15 protein-coding genes are annotated in these 15,774 nt (G+C 70.6%); 9 read left to right on the top strand and 6 right to left on the bottom strand.

The features are described 5' to 3' along the window. On the top strand, positions 1-705 hold a 705-nt coding region (locus AB0H75_RS28645; protein ID WP_367801364.1), incomplete at its 5' end, for a LysR substrate-binding domain-containing protein. 301 nt (positions 706-1,006) lie between these two features. On the opposite strand, the gene AB0H75_RS28640 is transcribed toward AB0H75_RS28645, so the two are convergent. Continuing rightward, a complete protein-coding gene (locus AB0H75_RS28640; protein WP_367801362.1) occupies positions 1,007-4,432 on the bottom strand; it encodes an LGFP repeat-containing protein in 3,426 nt (1,141 codons plus the stop codon). A 125-nt stretch (positions 4,433-4,557) separates the two neighbouring features. Then, positions 4,558-5,088 carry a hypothetical protein gene (locus AB0H75_RS28635; protein ID WP_367801360.1) on the bottom strand — a complete coding sequence of 177 codons (531 nt, stop codon included), beginning with the start codon at positions 5,086-5,088 and terminating at the stop codon, positions 4,558-4,560. A 63-nt stretch (positions 5,089-5,151) separates the two neighbouring features. On the opposite strand from AB0H75_RS28635, the gene AB0H75_RS28630 reads away from it, so the two are divergent. Then, positions 5,152-5,628: a MarR family winged helix-turn-helix transcriptional regulator gene (locus tag AB0H75_RS28630; RefSeq protein ID WP_367801358.1), complete on the top strand. Its 477-nt coding sequence runs from the start codon at positions 5,152-5,154 to the stop codon at positions 5,626-5,628. Between the two features lie 74 nt (positions 5,629-5,702). Beyond that, positions 5,703-6,815: an NAD(P)/FAD-dependent oxidoreductase gene (locus tag AB0H75_RS28625; protein WP_367801356.1), complete on the top strand. Its 1,113-nt coding sequence runs from the start codon at positions 5,703-5,705 to the stop codon at positions 6,813-6,815. Between the two features lie 61 nt (positions 6,816-6,876). On the opposite strand, the gene AB0H75_RS28620 is transcribed toward AB0H75_RS28625, so the two are convergent. The 3 genes from AB0H75_RS28620 to AB0H75_RS28610 all read right to left on the bottom strand — a co-directional run bounded on the left by AB0H75_RS28620 (position 6,877) and on the right by AB0H75_RS28610 (position 9,746). Next, a complete protein-coding gene (locus tag AB0H75_RS28620) occupies positions 6,877-7,515 on the bottom strand; it encodes a response regulator (RefSeq protein ID WP_367801354.1) in 639 nt (212 codons plus the stop codon). Further along, complete coding sequence (locus AB0H75_RS28615; protein ID WP_367801352.1) at positions 7,508-9,274, bottom strand: sensor histidine kinase; 1,767 nt, start codon at positions 9,272-9,274, stop codon at positions 7,508-7,510. The genes AB0H75_RS28620 and AB0H75_RS28615 overlap by 8 nt, the downstream gene beginning before the upstream one ends. Positions 9,275-9,338: 64 nt before the next feature. Next, on the bottom strand, positions 9,339-9,746 hold the full coding sequence (locus AB0H75_RS28610) for a response regulator transcription factor (protein WP_367801350.1): 408 nt from the start codon (positions 9,744-9,746) through the stop codon (positions 9,339-9,341). 173 nt (positions 9,747-9,919) lie between these two features. On the opposite strand from AB0H75_RS28610, the gene AB0H75_RS28605 reads away from it, so the two are divergent. The 5 genes from AB0H75_RS28605 (at position 9,920) to AB0H75_RS28585 (ending at position 12,989) form a co-directional block, all read left to right on the top strand. Continuing rightward, on the top strand, positions 9,920-10,231 hold the full coding sequence (locus AB0H75_RS28605; protein ID WP_367801348.1) for a hypothetical protein: 312 nt from the start codon (positions 9,920-9,922) through the stop codon (positions 10,229-10,231). Positions 10,232-10,274: 43 nt separating this feature from the next. Further along, positions 10,275-10,673, top strand: a complete 399-nt coding sequence (locus AB0H75_RS28600; RefSeq protein WP_367801346.1) for a hypothetical protein — start codon at positions 10,275-10,277, stop codon at positions 10,671-10,673. Positions 10,674-10,689: 16 nt separating this feature from the next. After that, a complete protein-coding gene (locus tag AB0H75_RS28595; RefSeq protein ID WP_367801344.1) occupies positions 10,690-11,022 on the top strand; it encodes a hypothetical protein in 333 nt (110 codons plus the stop codon). A 19-nt stretch (positions 11,023-11,041) separates the two neighbouring features. Continuing rightward, positions 11,042-12,145 (top strand): ATP-binding protein, encoded by a 1,104-nt coding sequence (locus AB0H75_RS28590; protein ID WP_367801342.1) that lies wholly within the window; start codon positions 11,042-11,044, stop codon positions 12,143-12,145. Positions 12,146-12,242: 97 nt separating this feature from the next. Further along, the gene (locus tag AB0H75_RS28585; protein WP_367801340.1) at positions 12,243-12,989 is read left to right on the top strand and encodes an MBL fold metallo-hydrolase; all 747 of its coding nucleotides are present in this window, start codon (positions 12,243-12,245) and stop codon (positions 12,987-12,989) included. 6 nt (positions 12,990-12,995) lie between these two features. Here AB0H75_RS28585 and AB0H75_RS28580 read toward each other — a convergent pair whose 3' ends face one another. Next, positions 12,996-14,492 carry an alpha-N-arabinofuranosidase gene (locus AB0H75_RS28580; RefSeq protein WP_367801338.1) on the bottom strand — a complete coding sequence of 499 codons (1,497 nt, stop codon included), beginning with the start codon at positions 14,490-14,492 and terminating at the stop codon, positions 12,996-12,998. 231 nt (positions 14,493-14,723) lie between these two features. On the opposite strand from AB0H75_RS28580, the gene AB0H75_RS28575 reads away from it, so the two are divergent. Further along, the gene (locus AB0H75_RS28575) at positions 14,724-15,770 is read left to right on the top strand and encodes a LacI family DNA-binding transcriptional regulator (protein WP_367801337.1); all 1,047 of its coding nucleotides are present in this window, start codon (positions 14,724-14,726) and stop codon (positions 15,768-15,770) included. Positions 15,771-15,774 lie beyond the last annotated feature (4 nt).

Genomic DNA, 15,774 nt, shown 5'->3' with positions numbered 1-15,774 from the left:
CAGCTCTACGGCGACCTGCGCCTGGCCTACCACCAGCTCCGCGAGAGCACGCGACGGGCCCGGCTGGCCGCCCAGGGCCAGGACCGGGTGCTGCGTGTCGGCACGCTGCCCAGCAACGCCCACGAGCTGCGTCCCTTCTGGGACGCCTTCCGCGCCCGCCACCCGCACTGGGGGCTGCGCGTCCGCTACAACGGGTTCGTCCGCCCCTTCGCGCCGCTGCGCGACGGCGAGATCGACGCGCTGATCTGCTGGCTGCCGGTACGCGAGCCCGATGTGAGCGTCGGCCCGGTCGTCTTCACCGAGCCCCGCGTGCTGCTGGCCGCGCCCGGACATCACCTGGCCACGCGCTCGTCGGTCTCGATCGAGAGCCTGGCCGACTTCGGCGTCCTGCGCCCGGCCGAGGCCCTGCCCGAGTACTGGGAGGACGTCTTCAACCCCTTCCACACCCCGGGCGGCCGGCCCGTCCCGCGCGGCCCGGCCGTGCGGCAGATGGACGACATCCTCATGCTCGTCGGCACCGGCGAGGCCGTCCAGCCGATGGGCGCCCACGCCGCCCGCTACCACGCCCGCCCCGACGTGCTGTTCCTGCCCCTGCACGACGCCCCGCGCCTGCGATGGGGCCTGGTCTGGCGCAGCGACGCCGAGTCCGAGCAGGTGCGGGCGCTGGCCCAGGTGATCCGCGACCTCGGCACCGCGCACCTCTGAACCCGCGCGGCAGGACCTGCTGCTGAGGATGCCGGACGCCTGGTGATACCGGTACGAGATCCGGAGACGAGGCGCACCAGCAACGCCGTTCAGTGGCCTCTGGGGGATCGGTCCGAATGTGGCGCAGCAAGTAGCCGGCAATCGCCGGTTCCGGCCCGAGGTGCCGGTCTCACAAAGCACCTGCCGGTTCGGGCAGGGTGAGGGCCGAGTGGGCCGGTCGTCCCGACGAGGAGCCGCCGCGGCGGGAATGGCGGTCTTCTTTTCCGTACGACGTCCGCGACGCACCACACCTTCGCTCGCCCTAGCCGGGGCAGACCGGTGACGGGTCGGGCGCGGCCGGCTCGGTCACCGACGGGCGGAGCAGGTCGCGGAAGTCCAGCGTCAGCGGACTCGCGCAGCCGGGCCGGAACACCTTGATGAGGCCGTCGTGGCCGGAGGCGCGGAGGAACTCCCCGTCGGCCAGCGGCCAGCCGGTCAGGCTGTCCGGTTGTCTCACCCCGTCGATCTCCAGGATCCGGTTCAGGTACTTGTCGCCGAACCGGTGCAGCTGGAACCGGTAGGTGTGGCCGTCCGGGGCGCTGAAGGTGTAGGGCGTGGTGACGTCCAGGTTCTCCGGCAGGCCGGTGTTGAGCTCCTTGACCTTGGCGGCGAAGGTGCTGAACGGCATCTTCGTCTTCTCCAGCGCGTAGAAGAACCCGGCGTTCTCGTAGACCCCCGGCTGGACGCCGTTCCGGTTCATCTGGATCGCCAGGTGAAAGCCGATCCCGCCGCACTTGTCGGAGTCGAGCAGCAGCCACTGCCCGTTGGACTCCGGCCCCACGCACCGCTGCCAGCGCTCGGGCACCACGCCGTGCAGGCCGCAGGCGAAACCCCCGGACACGCACGTGTTGACGACATCCCGGTCCTCGGGGGAGTGGCCGGGACGGCGGCCGCCCTCGAAGCGGACGAGGTCGGCGAACTCCAGGTTGAGCGCGGTCGGCATCAGCGTGGTCGACTGGGCGTTGCCGCGGTGCAGGAACCCGGTCAGCTCGTCACTGCGGTACCCGCTGTTGAGGAAGACCCCACCCGCGGTGATCATGAATGACGGCGAGCTGGAGTAGATCTCGACGCCTCCCTCGGCCTCGTCCGCATCGGGATGGATCTTCGGCCGGTCGCCGTGGTAGAAGCGCTCCTCGTACGGCGTGCCCTTGTCCATCGCCAGCTCGTAGGCGGCCCGCGGCGGTCGGTAGGCCGACAGCCCGGCGATGGACGCCTCGATGCGCCACGCGCCGGGAAGCTTGCCCGCGGTGAACTCCGTCAGGCCGGTGTAGAGCAGGAAGAAACCCGTCTGCGGGTCGGAGTCGCTGCTGAAGTAGCTCTTGTTGACCGGGTCGATGTGCTTGACCAGCCGCCGGAAGGGCCCGGCTCTGCGCAGCTTGTTGCTCGACACGGCGAACTTCGTGGTCGTGTAGTCCAGCACGATCCGCGCCGCCGCCCGTATCCGCGGCTGCTCGGCGAAGTCGTACAGGTTCAGCAGCCCGTTCAGCGAGTAGCGCTGGTACGGCCGCGCGTTGAACTCCAGGAAGTCGTGCTGGGCGATGGTCTGGAGGAAACGCAGCAGGTAGACGTCCATGCCGTTGACGTGGTTGTCCCAGATGGCGTTGCGCGTCTCGGCGAAGAAGATCTGGTTGGTCAGGTACCGGGCGCTCTCGATGAGCAGGAGGTGGTTCTCCGACTCGGGTGAGACGAAGGCGCAGATCGACTTGCCCTCCTCGCTGACCCGGTGCGGGCCGTTCATCGTCAGCAGCTCGTGGGTGATCTTCCGCCAGACGTCCGGGTCGAGCAGCGTCCGCTGCTTGTAGGCGATGTAGACCAGGCCCTTGAGGAAGGTGTCGTAGTCGCCGATCGTCTTCTTCTCCACCGGGCAGTCGTCGCTGTCGGTCCCCACCGGCTTGGTGGGCATGTCGCGCAGGACCTCGTTGACCAGCAGGCGGTTGGGCAGCTCGCCGGGGCAGGCGTCGCCGTTGCCGTCGAGCTCGGCCCTCGTCAGGCGGGTGACCAGGGCGGCGGCCTCGTCCTCGCCGGGCTGCGTGCCGTCCAGATCGATGATCTTCTGGCAGGCGAGCTGCTTCACGACGGCCCTGGTGCGGTCGTCGTGGGTGGCCAGGGCCGCCGCGGGAGTCGTCGCGGCCATCGCGGAGAAGTCCACGTCCTCGCTGAACGGGGTGGGCGTGAAGCCGACCGGGATCGTCCAGCCCTGCCTGCAGTGCGAGCCGGTGACGTTCTTGTCGCAGCCCTCCACGACGAAGGTGATCGGCCCCCACGCGGGCGGCAGCCCCACCCGGATCTTCCCGCTGACCCCGGAACCCTTGACCTCCTGCTGGCCCAGGTTCTTGCCGTTGCTGTCCCAGCGGACGAGGAAGGTGTCGTAGGTGAAGCGGGGGTTGCTCGGGCCCCACTCGAAGACGGCCAGGCCCTCCTGCTGGTAAGCGGCCACCACCATGGCCTCGCCCTGCTCGGGTGACCAGGCGAGCTGGCCGTGCTGGAAGTCCTGCCGCTTGCCGCGCCGGCCGTCCACGTCCTGCTCCTGGCCGGTCGGGCAGCCGAGCAGGCCGGCCGAGCCGCGAAGCTCCTGCCAGCGTTCGCCGATCAGCCCGCCGGCCTGCTGCCTGCAGGCGGCCTGGCCCGGCAGGGCCTGGAGCTGGACGTGGACCGGGACGGTCCACCCCTGCTTGCACGCCGCCCCGCCGAGGAAGCCGCCCTCGTCGCAGCCCTGGACGACGAAGGAGTAGTCGCCCATGCCCTGGAGCCGCCTGGTCCAGCGGCCGAGGTCGCCGTCGGCGGGGGATATGAGCCTGGCCTTGAGCTCGTCCTGGCCGAGGTTCGCGCCGTCCTTGTCGTAGCGGATCTGGAAGAAGTCATAGGTGTACGGTGTGGTCGGCCCCCAGTCGACGCTGACCCTGTTGCCCAGCAGGTAGGCCGCGACCGTCAGGTGCTCACCCTGGTCGGGCGACCAGACGATCTCGCCGCGCTGGAACGGCTGGCGTTTGCCGTGCCGGCCCGGCACGTCGACGGCCGGTCCCGTGGCGCAGCCCAGCGGGCCGTTCTCGTGGCCGAGGCTGTACCACTTGCTGTAGATCTCACCCTCGAAGTCGCCGACGAAGCACTTGGGCGGGACGCCGTCGTGGGTGCCGACAGCCAGGTCCACGTGCGCGGCGACCGGGATGGTCCAGCCCTGGCGGCACTTGGACGACCCGTAGCGGGGCTTGTCGCAGCCCTCCACGACGAAGACGTAGTCGCCGTTCCTGTCGGGATCGATCACGTGCGAGCCGGTCGTGGACGTGGCGAACCTGGCGGCCTCCTGGCCCAGGTTCTGGCCGCCGAAGTCCCAGCGGACGAGGAAGGAGTCGTAGCTGAACGGGTCGCTGGGACCGAGCTCCACCACCGCCGACCTGCCCCGCTGGTAGGCGGCGACGGTGAGGTCCTTGCCCTGGTCGGGTGACCAGGCGATCTGGCCGTGCTCGAAGTCCTGGCGTCTGCCGTTGCGGCCGGGCACGTCCTGCTCCTGGCCGGTGGGGCAGCCGAGCGGGCCGTCCTTGCCCTCCAGCAGGTCCCACCGGTCGTGGATGAGGCCGACCGGCGTGATCGCGCACGCGCCGTCCGGCGGGGTGTCCGCCCTGGCCGGCGGACCGGTCACCGCCAGCATGGCGGCGAGCAGGGCGAGCAGCGTGAGGATTCGGGTGATCATAGGGCTTATGGTGAAATCCGGACACACCTGCGACCAGAGTAGGCCCATACTCAAGTGCCGGAGCGGCTCCAAGACCGGTCGGCCGAGCGCGATCGGCCCCGCCGGCTGTGGGTGTACCGCGCGCGTCAGGCCGGCGCTGGGCTGGTCGGTGCCACCGGGTGGCCGGGATCGTCGCGGTGGAAAATCGCCAGGAGGGCGAACCAGACCAGGATCATGATTCCGGCCGGGCGCAGGAACTCCTCGGCGAGAAGGGTGCCGACGAAGGAGTAGCCGGCGAGCCAGACGCCGGTGATGACGCCGACCACGCGGACGGGCCAGGAACGGCTGACCAGGGAACTCGCCACGATCCAGACGCCGGCCAGGACGTGGCCGCCGAGCCGGACCGCCCACGCTGTGTCGTACTCGACCGCGTTGATCATGAGGACGCCGGCGAGCACGTCGAGCGCCACCCAGGCGTAGCCTGCGGCTTTGGCCCAGGGCGCCGCCTCCAGGCGCGACACCAGAAAGAGGATCGAGAGGTGGAAGAAGACGCCCAGGTATTCTCCCCACGCCACGTCCGGGTCCGTGAAGAAGGCGATCACGGCGGGGAGGAACAGCAGGAGGGGGAGCAGCGCCACCAGGCGCAGGCCGGCGTAGTGCCGTCGAGGATCGAGCATCGGAGAAGTCCTTGCACATCGAGCAATGTGGTCGGGACGAACACTAGAAAGTAGACTGTTGATATGTCAACACTTGGGCCGGGCGAGGCGACCGAGTTGTGGCTGCGGTGGAAACGCGCCCATGAGATGGTCCGCGCCGCCGTCATCGCCGAGACCACGGCGGCGTCCGGTGTCTCCGAGCCGGAGCTGAGCGTCCTGGTCTGCCTGCACGAGTCCGGCGGGAGTCTGCGGCAGAACGCCCTCGCCGCCGCCCTCGGCTGGGATCGGACGCGGCTGTCGCACCTGCTGACCCGGATGGCCGACCGCGGCTACGTGGCCCGCGGCAAGGTGCCGAACGGGGTGGAGGTCGCGCTGTGCCCGGCGGGCAGGCACGTGATCGACGCGACGTTGCCGGCACTGGAGACGGCCACCCGACGCCACCTGCTGGACCGGCTCGGCCCGGACGACGCCAGGACGCTCAAGGCCCTCATCGACGGCCTCCTGTCGGGCGAAGGGGCGGCGGCCGGGGCCGGGACCGGGGCGCCCAACGCGAGGCCATGAGGGGCGGGCACTTGCGGTTCGTGCCACGAACTAATATGGTTCGTGTAGCGAACTACATGGGAGGAGCGCGCATCATGAGCCGTACAGTGGCGATCATCGGTGGTGGTTACGGCGGCGCGGCCGCCGCCAAGGCGCTGGACCGGGACGCGGACGTCGTCCTCATCGAGCCCAAGGACGCGTTCGTGCAGAACGCCGTCGCCATGCGGGCGCTCGCGCGGCCGGAGTGGGCCGAGAAGATGTTCTTCCCCTACGACCGGCTGCTGGAGCGCGGCCGCGTTGTCAGGGGGCGGGCCGTGTCGGTCGACTCCCGCGGAGTGGTGCTGGCGTCCGGGGAGCGGATCGAGGCCGACTTCATCGTGCTGGCCACCGGGTCGAGGTACCCCTCGCCGTTCAAGCTGGAGGGGGAGCTGGCCAGTGAGGGGCTGGAGCGGGTCCGGGGGGTGCACGGTGAGCTGGCGCGAGCTGGACGGGTGCTGATCGCGGGGGCCGGACCGGTCGGGCTGGAGCTGGCCGGGGAGATCAAGGAGGTGTGGCCGGACAAGCGGGTCACGATCGTCGACCCGGGGGCGGAGCTGCTGCCCGGGTTCGAGGCGGAGGTGCGGGCGGAGCTGGCCCGGCAGCTCGACGGGCTGGGGGTGGAGGTGCTGCTCGGAACGGCTCTGACCGCGCCGCCGCCCGTGGAGCCGGGGCGGGCCGGGGCGTTCACCGTGGCGTCCACGTCGGGGGAGCTCGCGGCCGACATCTGGTTCCGCGCGTACGGGGTCCGGGTCGACACGAGCTATCTCACCGGGGACCTGGCTGGGGCGCGTACGCCCGAGGGGTACGTACGGGTCACCGAGACGCTCAACGTCGAAGGCCACGAGCACGTGTACGCGATCGGCGACATCACCGCCCTCCCCGAGGCCAAGATGGCCGGGAACGCGATGAGCCACGCCGAGGTCGTGGCCGCGAACATCCTCGCCGAGCTGCGCGGCGAGCGGCCTTCCGCAGTCCACCGGCCGTCGCCGCTGCCGTTCGTGCTGCTGCCGCTCGGGCCCGGCGGCGGCGTCGGCCAGCTGCCCTCGCCCGAGGGGCCCATCGTGCTGACGGCGGACGCGGTCGCCGACTACAAGGGGCGTGACCTGTTCACCGGGCGGTTCGCGGAGCTGTTCGGGATCGTCTGCGAGCTGTCGCCGGCGGCGGCCTGAGAGCGGCCGGCGCTCAGGGGCCTCCCGGCGAGCCGGAGCGATCACTTCATCGTGGCGGATGTCATTGCAGGTACTGCAGGACGGCTTGGACGCGCCGGTTGTAGCTGGGGGCCTCGGGGAGGTCGAGCTTGACGAAGATGTTGCGGATGTGGGCTTCGACGCCGCGTTGGAGGTGCAGGCGTTCGCCGATCGCGGCGTTGGAGAGACCTTCGGCCATCAGGGCGAGGACTTCGACCTCTCGTGGGGTGAGGTGGGTGATGCGGCGGCGGCGAGCTGCGACCATGGCCGACACGACGTCGCGGTCCACGACGTACTTGCCCGCCGCGACGTCGCGGATCGCGGCTGCGAACTCCTCGACCTTGGAGACGCGGTCCTTGAGCAGGTAGCCGACGCTTCGGGCCCGCCCTCCGTCGAGCAGGGCCGCGAGGTGGGCGGTCTCCTTGTGGGCGGAGAGCACCAGGGTCGCGAGGTGCGGCCTGCGCGCTCGCAGTTCCACGGCGGCCTGGAGGCCGTCGGTGGTGCCGTTGGGGGGCATCCGCACGTCGATCACGGCGACGTCGGGTTCGAAACGGGCGACGGCCTCGTGCAGGGAGGGGACGTCGCCGGCCTCGGCGACGACGTCGATGCCCTCCTCGCGCAGGGACCGGGAGAGCATCTCCCGGAAGAAGGCGTGGTCGTCGGCCAGCACAACTCTAGGCATGGGTGGTGGTGTCCTCACGGTCGGGCCGGGTCGGCAGGATCGCTTCGATGACGGTGCCGGAGCCGAGCGGGCTGTGCACGCGCAGACTGCCGCCGACCGCGGCGACTCGGTCGGCGATCCCGACCATGCCCTTGCGCGCCGGGTCCGCTCCGCCCCGGCCGTCGTCGGTCACCCGGACGGTCAAACGGTCTTCCGCATGGGTCACCGCGATCGTGACGGTGCGGGCGGCGGCATGCTTGAGCGCGTTCGCCACGGCTTCAGCGGTCACGTAGTAGGCGGTCACCGCGATGTGCTCGTCGAGCCGATCCAGCCGCGGCGCGTTCACCGTCACAACGGTGTCCTGGTCGGCGGCCAGTGTCTGGTCGGCGGCCAGTGCCTCCAGCGCGGCGGTCAGCCCCGCGCTGGTGATGATCGCCGGGTGGAGACCCTTGGCCAGTTCCCTGACCTTCTCATGGGCTTCGGTCAGCTTCGCGGCGACCTCGTCGAGGACTTCGCCGGCCGCCTGCGGGTCTGCCAGGATTCTGCGCTGGGCCACGCGTATGCCGGTGATCGCGCCGAGAAAGTACTGCTGGGCGCCGTCGTGCAGGTTCTTCTCGATGTGCTTGCGCTCGGCGTCGGCGGCCTCGACGATCCGGGTACGGGAGGCTTCCACCTCTTTGAGCTGTTGAGCGAGCCGGACGGTCAGTTCCTGGTTGGTGAGATGCAGCTCGGCGGCCGCGGCGACGGCGTCGAGCACGTCCTGGTTCACGTGCAGGAGCGGATCGTGCACGATCACGGCCGTGTCGAGGCCGGCCCGGGTCTTCAAAGGGGTGACCGATCGTGTGCCGGGGTCGAGCGGGAGATCGTTCACGTCGATCAGGCCGTCACGGGCCTGGACGGCGATCTGAAGTGACGGGTCATGCAGGGTGCGGGTGAGGATGCTCTGCAACTGCTTGGGCGTCTCCGCCTCGGGCACCTGGTGCAGCAGCCGCACGACGGCGCTTCGCCCGAGGTGGAGCCGCAGCATCCCGGCCAGGAATCCGACCGGCAGCAGGAGGAACACCACGTCGTACACGCGAAGGAGCGAGTGGTGCAACGCCGGGTCGAGGTTGAGGGTCGTGCCCAGGGCCGACACGAACGCGACCGCGAGCATGATGATGATCACGGGCATCAGCAGCGACCGCAGCAGAGGCTCGGCGTGCCGCCACCGGTGCAGCAGGATCAGCAGCAGCGCGCCGGCGACCAGCACGGTCACGACATGCGTGCCGGTGGTCGAGATCCTGGTGATCGTGTCGCTGTGCACGATCAGCAGCAGCCCGGGCGCGTTCTCCGTCGAGTGCCGCCGCCAGTCGGTGAACAGGGCGTTGAGCACGCCCCGGGCGACCATCGTGGTGTAGGCGGTCCACATCACCACCCGGCCGACCGTCGAGCTGATCCGCCCGGTCGGGTACGCGAGCGCCAGATGCACGAGGAACCCGCTGGACCCCGCGACCGTCAGCTCGCCGATCGTGTGGATCCACGGCACCGGCGACAACTGAAGGTCCTCGGCGAAGAATCCCCCGCTCACCGCGATCATCAACAGTCCGATCGGGTTGGCGGGCCGCCGGACATGCGCGATGAGCCCCGCCGCCAGGAACAGCGTCCCGGCGGCCGCGTGCAGGGCGACCCGGAACGGGTCGGCGTTCGCCTCACCGGCGGCGATACCGATGCCGGCCACGCCCAACGCCGCCACCGCCGCGGCGATGGGCACCACCCACAGTGAGCCGAGCCTGCTGCTCACGATCCCTCCGAATCCCGCGGACGGCCGCTGACGCGTTCCTGGCCGAGCACCGTTGGAGGTGAAGTCAGGACTCGATTATGCGTGTCAGTTCCTGCGGGGACAGCACCGTTTTGGAGATGAAACCCCGAGCACCTGATCGCGCCACCAGCGGCCCGTACGCCGACGCTTCGCGTGCCGAGCAGAGCACCACCTGAAGACCGGCGTCGACCAGGATCCGGCACACCTCGAAGCCGCTGAGGTCGGGCAGCTGGATGTCCAGCAGCACCACGTCCGGCCGCAGCCGGCACGCCTGCTCGATACCCGCCGCGCCGTCCGCGGCATCGCCGACGACGACCAGGCCCTGCCCGTCCAGCAGCGCTGCGGCCATCTCCCGGAAGAACCGATCGTCATCGACGATCAGCACCGTCAGCTCTGATGCACTGATGTCCTGCTCCGCTCTATTCCGCGCGTTTCCGGTCCACTGGAACGGCATCAGTGTCGCCCCGCGGGCGCCGGAACGGATGCGTGCTAGCCCGCTGTCGCCCCGCTGTTCCAGCGCACACCATGAACCGTGACGACGCGATCGTACGGGCGCACCGCCTCGGCCGGTCCTGGTGCGCTCACGACGGCTCGACACAGAGAGCAGGATCAATGGAACCCATCACGATGATCATCCTGGCTGCGATCGGGAGCCTCCTGGGCGGCGCGGCCGTGGCCGGCGCCGTCCACGTCACCGTCCTCACGCTACCGGCGGTGATGGCCTGGTTCCGGGCTCGTCGCGCCGTGTTCCTCGACCGCGACCTCGTCGCCGCCACGATCGTCGACCTGATGGCGTCCGGCTCCTACCGGACCGTGCAAGGCGTCTTCAACACCCGGACGAACCACTGGGCCGAGTACCGCACCATCGAGTCCGATCGCCTCGGCTGGGACCTCGCCCAGACGCACCGCACCGCCCGGGTCGTGATCCACCGCCTGTAGGCACGACAACTCACCCTCCCCTTCCCAAGAAGAGGCATGCCGTATGAGCCGACGCGACAAGCGCGACGCACCCGCCGAACCCGACTCCCCGGAGAGAGCCGATCCGCGAACCCGGAAACTCATCCAGCGGCTCACCGCCGTCCGGGACCTCGTCCACGGGATCTCCCTGCCCCCTCACCCCGACCGGCGCCTGGGATACGCCGAGGCCATCGGCTGGTTCGTGGCCCACCGGCCCCCGGGGAACGCCGCCGCCCGAGGCGGCATCCTGCGCACGCCCCGCCCCCAAGGCGGGACGGAGGTCACGCTGATGTTCCTGGACTCCGCCGGCGAGCTGGTCTGTGCCCCGGACGGCACGCCGTGCGCGACGCGGCTCCTCGTGGACGAGTTCGACGAGGAACTCACCGACGCCTTCGGCGACACCCCACTCCTGATCATCAACTGAGCCGGAGGGCCCTCGCATGGTCATCGAAACCATCCTGCTCACGGCGGTGGCCGCGCTCACCGTCGTGCAACTGGTGGTGGAACTGATCCTCAAGTTCCGCCAGATCGCCGAATGGTTCCGCGAGCGTCGCAGCCGCCTGTACGGCAACGTCCTGAACACCGCCGATCGGGAGCGGGTGGGGTTCACGCTGCAGGACCTCATGGCCAACGGCCAGTACCGGACCGTCCAGGGCGTTTTCAACACCGCCACGGAACAGGTGGAGACCGACGTCCGCCAGATCACGTCCCGTGGCATCGACGCCGAACTCGCCGCCCATCACCAGAACCGGCGCCTGGTGATCTACCCATGACGCCTCACAGGAGAAGCCGATGCCACCGTCCCTGTTCTTCGACGGCATCCCCGACGACGTGCCAGAAACGGTCGCGGCGGTCGCCCGGACCCGGCTCGCCCGGGCCTTCGACGACCTGGCCCGGCACACCCGTACCGAGCGGCTGATCCTGCACGTCGGCAGGAACCCGCCCCGGCCGCCCGCCTCCCGGGCCGGCGGCGACCAGCCCGCCGAGACCGAGACCATCGAGGAACGGGCGCGGCAGTACGTCGCGGAACCGCCGCGGTACCGGTTCGACCAGCTCGTCATACCCGCTGACCAGGCCGATGCGCTGCTGACCGCGGTGGCCGCCCTCGGGCTCCGATCCAAGATCTACGGGCAGTGGGGACTACGGCGGATCGAACCCTCGCCGAGCGTCGCGCTCAACCTGCACGGCCCGCCCGGCACCGGAAAGACCCTTGCCGCACACGCGATCGCCGCCCGGCTGGGAACGCCCATCATCATGGCCGGCTACGCGGAGATCGAGAGCAAGTTCCACGGCGACGGCCCGAAGAACGTCAAGGCGGCCTTCCACGCCGCCGAACGTCAGGGCGCGCTGCTGTTCATCGACGAAGCCGACTCCCTGCTCTCGCGGCGCCTCACCGACGTCACCCAGGGGTCGGAGCAAGCCATCAACTCGATGCGCAGCCAGATCGTCCTGTGCCTCGACCAGTTCACCGGCGTCGTCGTCTTCTCCACCAACCTCGTCGCCAACTACGATCGTGCCTTCGAATCACGGGTCCGGCACTTCCACTTCACCCTGCCCGGCCCCAAAGCACGCGCGGCCATCTGGAGCAAACTCCTCGTCCCCGACCTCCCCCTCGACCCCGACGTGGATCTCGCCCGGCTCTGCGCCGCGACTGACGGATTCAGCGGCCGGGACATCAAACTCGCCGTCCTCGCCGCCGCCGAACGCGCCGCCGTCGATGACCGCCAGGCCGTCACCCACCGCGACCTCGAAACCGCGGTGGCCCAGCTCAAGAAAGCCCGCGAACAACTCAGGGCCCCACAAGGGCGCCCCGCCACCGAAGCGGAACGCCGGGCGATCGAAGCGGGCCTCGCGGCACAGGACGCCGGCTCACCGAATGGTCTTTGTGGTGCTTGATCTCCCGCTGTGGCCGAGGGGGAGGAGCACGGGCGGCCCTGGTGCCGGATGAGGGCCGCCTCCGTTCATGGCCGGCTGGAACTGGCATCCTGTGCGGATGCGAGAAGTGACCGTCCTCGGCAGTTGTGGCGCCTTTCCCGAGCCGGGCCGTGCCTGCAGCGGTTTCGCGGTGGACTGGGAAGGTTACCGCCTGCTGCTCGACCTGGGTTACGCCACGCTGCCGCGGCTGCTCGCGCACTGGCCCGACGGCGCGGTGGACGCCGTCGTCGTCACCCACGAGCACCCCGACCACTGCATCGACCTGCACGGATTGTTCCGGATGCGGTTCTACGGCGACCCCGGCGCTCCGCGGTTGCCGTTGTACTGCCCACCGGGTGTGCTCGACCGCATCGGTGCTCTGGAGCCCGACGCCGACCTCCACGCGGTCTTCGACGTGCATCCGCTGCCCGGGAGCCATCAAGTGGGGCCGTTCGCCCTCACCGGATTGCCGCTGCCGCACTACGTGCCCACCTCCGGCGTCCGCGTGGAGGCCGGCGGGGTCGCCCTGGCCTACACCGGCGACACCGGCCCGGCCCCCGCGCTCGCCGAGCTCGGGCGCGACGCCGACCTGTTCATCGTCGAGGCCACCGACCGCGACGGCGAGGCCGACCGCCCCACCCGCAACCTGCTGGCCTCCACGGAGGCAGGTCACTGGGCCCGCCGCGCGGGCGCCCGCCGGTTGATGCTCACCCACTTCTGGCCGGGCAACGACAGGGCCGCCTCCGTGGCCGCCGCCCGGAAGGAGTTCGACGGTGAGGTGCTGGCGGCCGAGGAAGGGCTCACTGTCACGCTCGGGGGTTCGTAGGGGGGCTCAGCCGAGCCTGATCACGTTCCAGGAGACCGGGGGCAGCAGGACCGTCAGCGGGTCGTGCTCGATGTCGGGGTTGGGGCGGGGGGCGATCCGGTCGGGGTGGTCGGCGGTGTTGCGGGCGTAGACGTCCGGGTCGGTGAGCGTGGTGGCCTCCACGACACGCGTGCCGCCGCCGAGGGCGCGGGCGTCGATCCGCAGGGACAGCGGGGCGTCGGTGGCGCGGTTGATCGCGAAGACCGTGGTGCCCTCGCCCTCGGTGTGGGTGGCCACGGCGTGCAGGAAGGGGACCTCGCCGTGGTCGGCGCTCTCGTAGGTCGGTGAGACCGGCTCGACGCGGAGCACGTCGCCGGCCGCGTACCGGCTGGCCTGCGCGAACGGGTGGAAGGTGGTCTGCTTCCAGGCCCGCCCGCCGGGCTCGGTCATGATCGGGGCGATGACGTTGACGAGCTGGGCCAGCGAGGCGGCCCGCACCCGGTCGCTGTTGCGCAGCAGGGTGATCAGCAGCCCGCCGAAGGCGACCGCGTCGGCCAGGTGGTAGTGGTCCTCCAGCAGCGGCGGCGCGACCGGCCAGTCCGCGGGCGGGGCGGCGCCCTGGAAACGGGACAGGTACCAGATGTTCCACTCGTCGAAGGAGATGTCGATCCGCTTGCGGGACTTCAGCCGGGCGCCGACGTGGTCGGCGGTGGCCGCCACGGAGCGGATGAAGTACTCCATGTCGGTCGAACAGGCCAGGAAACTGCCCAGATCGCCGTCTTTTTCCTCGTAGTAGGCGTGGCAGGAGATGTAGTCGACCAGCTCGTAGGTCTCCTGCAGCACCTCGGCCTCCCACGCGCCGAAGCTCGGCATGGCCGAGGACGAGCTGCCGCAGGCCACCAGCTCCAGGCCGGGATCGAGGGCGCGCATGGCGCGGGCGGTCTCGGCGGCCAGCCGGCCGTACTCGCGGGCGGTTTTGTGGCCGATCTGCCAGGGGCCGTCCATCTCGTTGCCCAGGCACCACATGCGGATGCCGTGCGGCTCCTCGGCGCCGTTGGCCACCCGCCGGTCCGACAGCGCCGTGCCGGCGGGGTGGTTGCAGTACTCCAGCAGGTCCACGGCGGCCTCGATGCCGCGGGTGCCCAGGTTGACCGCCATCATCGGCTCCACCTGGGCCTTGCGGCACCAGCGCACGAACTCGTCCACCCCGACCTCGTTGGTCTCGGTGCTGTGCCAGGCCAGGTCCAGGCGGCGGGGGCGTTGCTCGCGCGGGCCGATGCCGTCCTCCCAGCGGTAGCCGGAGACGAAGTTCCCGCCGGGGTAGCGCACGGTGGAGATGCCCAGCTCGCGGGCCAGCTCCAGCACGTCACGGCGGAAGCCGTCCTCGTCGGCGGTGGGATGGCCGGGCTCGTAGATGCCGGTGTGGACACACCGGCCCAGGTGCTCGACGAACGTGCCGAAGGTGCGCCTGCTGACCGGGGCGACCTTGAAAGCGGGGTCGATCGTGAGGTGTGCCGTGTGCACGGGTGAACTCCAGGTGTTCGGGGTGCCGGTCAGGCAATTGTTAACGATGCCATTTGCGCGGTCAAGCCCATAACCGGGGGTTTCGGTGGGTATGAGGCGGTGCTGTTGTCGTCGTTTAGCAGGTTCAGTGACAACGTGAACGCTGAGGTGGATGCCATAGCGCTGGTCAAGGGGAGGCGCCGGGGCGCTGATATCGTTCTCAGCGAGGGTCGATCACGGGGAAGGGGTCAGGTGGCAGGTGTCCGGCGGGGCGGGCGTCCCGCGGTGATCAGCGATGTCGCGCGGCTGGCCGGGGTGTCCCCGCAGACGGTGTCGCGCGTGCTCAACGAACGCCCCAACGTACGCGAGGAGACGCGCAGCCGGGTGCTGGAGGCGATCCGGCAGCTCGACTACCGGCCCAACCTGATGGCCCGCGGGCTGGTCCGCAGGCAGGCGCACACGATCGGCGTGATCAGCTTCGACTCGGTGCTGTTCGGCCCGGCCTCCACGTTGCTGGGCATCGGCCGGGCGGCCCGCGCCGCGGGCTACGGGGTCACGATCGCCACCCCGGAAAGCTTCGACCGCGGCAGCATCGTCGAGGCGATGGCCGATCTGACCAGCCACACGGTGGCCGGGGTGATCACCGTGTTCGCCTCGCAGACCGCGGCCACCAGCGCGCTGCACAGCCTGCCCGGGGGGTTGCCCGCCGTCGCGGTCGAGGCCGCGCCCGACGACTCGGTGCCGACCGTACGCATCGACCAGGCCGAAGGCGTGCGCGTGGCGGTCGAGCACCTGCTGCGGCTGGGGCATCCGACGGTGTGGCACGTCTCCGGGCCGCGCGAGCGCATGGACGCCCAGGCGCGCATCGAGGCGTGGCGGGCGACGCTGGAGCGGGCGGGCCGCCCGGCGCCCCAGGTCGTCCCGGGCGACTGGAGCGCGGAGTCTGGCTACCAGGCGGGGCTGGAGCTGGCCGAGCGCCAGGGCGTGACGGCGGTGTTCGCCGCCAACGACCACATGGCGCTCGGGCTGCTGCGGGCCTTCAACGAGCGCGGGATCAGGGTGCCGGAGGACGTGAGCGTCGTCGGGTTCGACGACATTCCCGAGGCCGGATACCTGATCCCGCCACTGACCACGGTCAGGCCGGATCACGAGGAGGTGGGCCGGCGCTCGGTGGAGACGCTGCTGCGGCTGATCGACGGGCAGGACGACGACGCGGGCGAGAGCCAGGACGCGGGCGTGGCGGTGCCGTTCGTGGTCCCGACGCTGGTACGGCGCGCGAGCACCGCACCGGCGCCGTGACGAC

The organism is Nonomuraea sp. NPDC050783 (genome assembly GCF_040802095.1).
In the GTDB taxonomy this organism is placed as follows: Bacteria; Actinomycetota; Actinomycetes; order Streptosporangiales; family Streptosporangiaceae; genus Nonomuraea.
This window is presented reverse-complemented; position numbering and strand designations above follow the sequence as displayed.